2 protein-coding genes are annotated in these 2,382 nt (G+C 69.5%); one reads left to right on the top strand and one right to left on the bottom strand.

What is annotated here, in order from left to right:
- Positions 1 to 227: 227 nt before the first annotated feature.
- Positions 228 to 773 carry a hypothetical protein gene (locus HY703_07325; GenBank protein ID MBI4544986.1) on the top strand — a complete coding sequence of 182 codons (546 nt, stop codon included), beginning with the start codon at positions 228 to 230 and terminating at the stop codon, positions 771 to 773.
- 176 nt (positions 774 to 949) lie between these two features.
- Here the strand turns inward: HY703_07325 and HY703_07320 are convergent.
- Positions 950 to 2,382, bottom strand: a 1,433-nt coding sequence (locus tag HY703_07320) for an aminotransferase class I/II-fold pyridoxal phosphate-dependent enzyme (protein ID MBI4544985.1), incomplete at its 5' end; no start/stop codon positions are given.

Below are 2,382 nucleotides of genomic sequence, written 5' to 3'. Positions count from 1 at the left end.
GATCCGGGCGGTCCCGGGCACGCGCCACCTGTGCCTGGAGGAAGGGACGCTGTCGGGGTGGCTGTACGAGGTGCTCTCACCGCACGTCCAGGAGCTGGTGGTAGCGGGGGTGAGCGAGAGCCGCGGCCCGAAGAACCAATCTGGTCGACACCTCGGCGTCCCGGCAACCACGCCAAGCAACTCAGACGGGCCGTCGGCCGCTGCCCGCACACGGGGGAGTCAGATCGATGATCAGCCATCAATTTGCGTTGATCGTTGCGGGACCGGACCTTCAGGACGAGGCGAATTTGAATGCCTTGTTCGACGCCGGGTGCGATGACGCGACGGTAGGCAAGGTGGGAGCCGTTCAGTACCTCGATTTTGATCGGGAAGCAAAGTCGTTCGCCGACGCCGTTTTCACGGCTACCGAGGCCATCGAGGGGGCTGGATTGGCGGCCCGCGTGGTGCATCTCGAGCCCGACGATCTCGTGACCATGAGCGAGATCGCCGAGCGCACCGGCCGGACCCGGGAAAGCGTGCGCCTGCTGATCGGCGGCAAGCGAGGCCCGGGAGGTTTTCCCGCTCCCGCGACGCATTTCAAGACGCGGCAGCGAATGTGGAGATGGCAGGAAGTGGCGGCGTGGTTTGCTGAGGTGCTCGGAGAGCCTCACGCCGCCGACGACGCGGGCAACGCCCGCTTCATCACGGCCTTTAATGCCGGCCTATCATGGCGCCAGGTGGAGGACCAGTTGCCGGAGACACAACGCAGGATGCTCCGCAGGCTTGTCGGCTAGGGGCGCCCGCTTGCAATATGCCATCGTCCAGCACCACCTCGAGGCCCACGACCGCAACGGCCGCGAACGCCTGCTGCGCTACTGCGCCCGCCCGCCTCTCGCCCTCGAACGCTTGCACTACCCCAGCCCCGCCGCGCAGGGCACCGCACCAGGGCGCGAAGTCCCCGGCGACCACGCTAGCACTTGTCCGGAAGCTGGAGCGGCGCCGTTTCGAGCCAGTCGAGCACGCGCTCGACGTCCTCGAGGCGGCTGCGGTGGTTCATGATGCAGAGGCGCGGGGCGTAGCGGCCGTCGATCCGGGTGGAGGAAATCATGCCCAGCCCGCTCTGCGCGAGGCGGCTGACCAGTTCGGCGTTGACCCGTTCGAGCAGCTCTTCGGAAACCGCTGCCCCTGGCAGAATGCGGCGGAAGCAGACCACACCCAGCATAGCGGGCGCGAGGAGCTCGAGGGCAGGCGAGGCCTCGATCCTTTTCTGGGCGAGGAGCGCCAGGTCCAGGGCGCGGTCAATGGCGGTGCGGAAGGCGTCTACGCCGAAGCACTGGATCGAGAGCCAGATCTTGAGCCCGCGGGCGGCGCGGCTGAGCTGGATGCCGCGGTCGCCGAAGTTGACCTCGGCGCCTGCGACGGTGGTGTCCTGGAGGTAGTCGGGCAGGACATGGAAGGCTTCGGTCAGGCGCCGACCCTCCCGGATCAGCAGGCAGCCGGCCTCGTAGGGCTGGAACAGCCACTTGTGCGGGTCGAGCGTGATGGAGTGGGCCTGTTCGAGCCCGCGCAGCCACTCGCGGCCGCGTTCGGTAAGGACGGCAAAGCCGCCGTAGGCGGCGTCCACGTGCAGCCAGACGCCCTGCTCGGCGGCCAGTGCGGCCAGCTCGGGCAGCGGGTCGATGGCGCCGGTGCTGGTGGCGCCAGCATTGGCGACGGCGAGGAAGGGCTCGAGCCCTGCCTGCCGGTCCTGTTCGAGGGCGGCGCGAAAGGCGTCGATCCGGATGCGGAAGCGGTGATCCACGGGCAGCACCCGCACCTGCGAGGGCCGGAAGCCCAGGATGCGGGCCGCGCGCTCCATGCTGGAGTGCCCCTGCTGAGAGAGGTAGACGACGGCGCGCTCGGAATGCGCACCGAGCCGCGTCTGCCGGGCGCACGCCAGCGCCGTGAGGTTCGCCGCCGAGCCGCCGCTCAGGAGCAGCCCTGCTGCCTCGGCCGGGTAGCCGATCCACTCCTTGAACCAATCCAGCACGACCAGCTCGAGGGCGCTGGGCCCGGCCGATTCGAGCCAGGTGCCCTGAAAGATGTTGAAGCCGCTGGCCAGGAAGTCGCCGAGCACGCCGGGCCAGGTGGGGCAGCTCGGGATGAAGGCGAAGAAGCGGGGGTGGTCGATGCGGCCGGCATAGGGGAGCACGTCGTGGAGCAGCCGGTCCAGCAACTGGTGGAAGTCCCGCGGCGCGGCGGGCGGAGCCTCGCGCAGGCGCGCCTCCATCTCTGGGCGGGAGGCGCCCTGCCATGCGGGTGATTGGTCCAGCCGGGCCAGGCGCTCGACGAGCGTGTCCACGACGCGGTAGCCCAGCCGGCGCATGGACTCGGGGTCGAGGTCCAGGGGGCCTGGAGGTGGGG

The organism is Gemmatimonadota bacterium (assembly GCA_016209965.1).
In the GTDB taxonomy this organism is placed as follows: domain Bacteria; phylum Gemmatimonadota; class Gemmatimonadetes; order Longimicrobiales; family RSA9; genus JACQVE01.
The sequence above is the reverse complement of the archived record's forward strand: the minus strand, read 5'-3'. Positions and strand labels throughout refer to the sequence as shown.